1 rRNA gene is annotated in these 2,979 nt (G+C 49.6%); it reads left to right on the top strand.

Going from position 1 to position 2,979, the window contains the following annotated elements:
• Window positions 1–2,927, top strand: a 23S ribosomal RNA gene (locus CD035_RS02175).
• Window positions 2,928–2,979 lie beyond the last annotated feature (52 nt).

Below are 2,979 nucleotides of genomic sequence, written 5' to 3' on the forward strand. Positions count from 1 at the left end.
GATTAAGTTATTAAGGGCGCACGGTGGATGCCTTGGCACTAGAAGCCGAAGAAGGACGTTACTAACGACGATATGCTTTGGGGAGCTGTAAGTACGCTTTGATCCAGAGATTTCCGAATGGGGAAACCCAGCATGAGTTATGTCATGTTATCCGCATATGAATACATAGTATGTGAGAAGGCACACCCGGAGAACTGAAACATCTTAGTACCCGGAGGAAGAGAAAGAAAACTCGATTCCCTGAGTAGCGGCGAGCGAAACGGGAAGAGCCCAAACCAATAGGCTTGCCTATTGGGGTTGTAGGACACTCAATACGGAGTTACAAAGGAAATGATTAGACGAATGGTTTTGGAAAAGCCAACCATAGAAGGTAAAGGTCCTGTAGTCGAAAGTCATTTCTCTCCTGAGTGGATCCTGAGTACGGCGGAACACGTGAAATTCCGTCGGAATCTGGGAGGACCATCTCCCAAGGCTAAATACTCTCTAGTGACCGATAGTGAACCAGTACCGTGAGGGAAAGGTGAAAAGCACCCCGGAAGGGGAGTGAAATAGAACCTGAAACCGTGTGCTTACAAATAGTCAGAGCCCGTTAATGGGTGATGGCGTGCCTTTTGTAGAATGAACCGGCGAGTTACGATTTGATGCAAGGTTAAGCAGTAAATGTGGAGCCGTAGCGAAAGCGAGTCTGAATAGGGCGAATGAGTATCTGGTCGTAGACCCGAAACCAAGTGATCTACCCATGTCCAGGTTGAAGTTCAGGTAACACTGAATGGAGGACCGAACCGACTTACGTTGAAAAGTGAGCGGATGAGGTGTGGGTAGCGGAGAAATTCCAATCGAACTTGGAGATAGCTGGTTCTCTCCGAAATAGCTTTAGGGCTAGCCTCAAGTGATGATTATTGGAGGTAGAGCACTGTTTGGACGAGGGGCCCCTCTCGGGTTACCGAATTCAGACAAACTCCGAATGCCAAATAATTTAACTTGGGAGTCAGACTATGGGTGATAAGGTCCGTAGTCGAAAGGGAAACAGCCCAGACCACCAGCTAAGGTCCCAAAATATATGTTAAGTGGAAAAGGATGTGGCGTTGCCCAGACAACTAGGATGTTGGCTTAGAAGCAGCCATCATTTAAAGAGTGCGTAATAGCTCACTAGTCGAGTGACACTGCGCCGAAAATGTACCGGGGCTAAACATATTACCGAAGCTGTGGATTATCCGTAAGGATAATGGTAGGAGAGCGTTCTAAACGTGTTGAAGCATGATCGTAAGGACATGTGGAATGTTTAGAAGTGAGAATGCCGGTGTGAGTAGCGAAAGATGGGTGAGAATCCCATCCACCGATTGACTAAGGTTTCCAGAGGAAGGCTCGTCCGCTCTGGGTTAGTCGGGACCTAAGCCGAGGCCGATAGGCGTAGGCGATGGATAACAGGTAGATATTCCTGTACCACCTATGATTGTTTGAACGATGGGGGGACGCAGTAGGATAGGCGAAGCGTGCTGTTGGAGTGCACGTCCAAGCAATAAGACTGAGTGTTAGGCAAATCCGGCACTCGTAAGGTTGAGTTGTGATGGGGAGTTGGATCATGTATCCGACGAGTCGTTGATTTCACACTGCCAAGAAAAGCCTCTAGTTAGAAAATAGGTGCCCGTACCGCAAACCGACACAGGTAGTCAAGATGAGAATTCTAAGGTGAGCGAGCGAACTCTCGTTAAGGAACTCGGCAAAATGACCCCGTAACTTCGGGAGAAGGGGTGCTTTTTAGGGTGCAAGCCTTGAAGAGCCGCAGTGAATAGGCCCAAGCGACTGTTTATCAAAAACACAGGTCTCTGCTAAACCGTAAGGTGATGTATAGGGGCTGACGCCTGCCCGGTGCTGGAAGGTTAAGAGGAGTGGTTAGCTTCTGCGAAGCTACGAATCGAAGCCCCAGTAAACGGCGGCCGTAACTATAACGGTCCTAAGGTAGCGAAATTCCTTGTCGGGTAAGTTCCGACCCGCACGAAAGGCGTAACGATTTGGGCACTGTCTCAACGAGAGACTCGGTGAAATCATAGTACCTGTGAAGATGCAGGTTACCCGCGACAGGACGGAAAGACCCCGTGGAGCTTTACTGTAGCCTGATATTGAAATTTGGCACAGCTTGTACAGGATAGGTAGGAGCCTTTGAAACGTGAGCGCTAGCTTACGTGGAGGCGCTGGTGGGATACTACCCTGGCTGTGTTGACTTTCTAACCCGCACCATTTGATCATGGTGGGAGACAGTGTCAGGCGGGCAGTTTGACTGGGGCGGTCGCCTCCTAAAGAGTAACGGAGGCGCTCAAAGGTTCCCTCAGAATGGTTGGAAATCATTCGCAGAGTGTAAAGGCACAAGGGAGCTTGACTGCGAGACCTACAAGTCGAGCAGGGTCGAAAGACGGACTTAGTGATCCGGTGGTTCCGCATGGAAGGGCCATCGCTCAACGGATAAAAGCTACCCCGGGGATAACAGGCTTATCTCCCCCAAGAGTTCACATCGACGGGGAGGTTTGGCACCTCGATGTCGGCTCATCGCATCCTGGGGCTGTAGTCGGTCCCAAGGGTTGGGCTGTTCGCCCATTAAAGCGGTACGCGAGCTGGGTTCAGAACGTCGTGAGACAGTTCGGTCCCTATCCGTCGTGGGCGTAGGAAATTTGAGAGGAGCTGTCCTTAGTACGAGAGGACCGGGATGGACATACCTCTGGTGTACCAGTTGTCGCGCCAGCGGCATAGCTGGGTAGCTATGTATGGACGGGATAAGTGCTGAAAGCATCTAAGCATGAAGCCCCCCTCAAGATGAGATTTCCCAACTTCGGTTATAAGATCCCTCAAAGATGATGAGGTTAATAGGTTCGGGGTGTAAGCGCAGTAATGTGTGTAGCTGACGAATACTAATCGATCGAAGACTTAATCAAATTTTAAATCGGTTTTAGCCGTAAAATCTGCTTACTATCTAGTTTTGAATGT

The sequence above is a fragment of the Mammaliicoccus sciuri genome (assembly GCF_002901825.1).
Lineage (GTDB): Bacteria > Bacillota > Bacilli > Staphylococcales > Staphylococcaceae > Mammaliicoccus > Mammaliicoccus sciuri.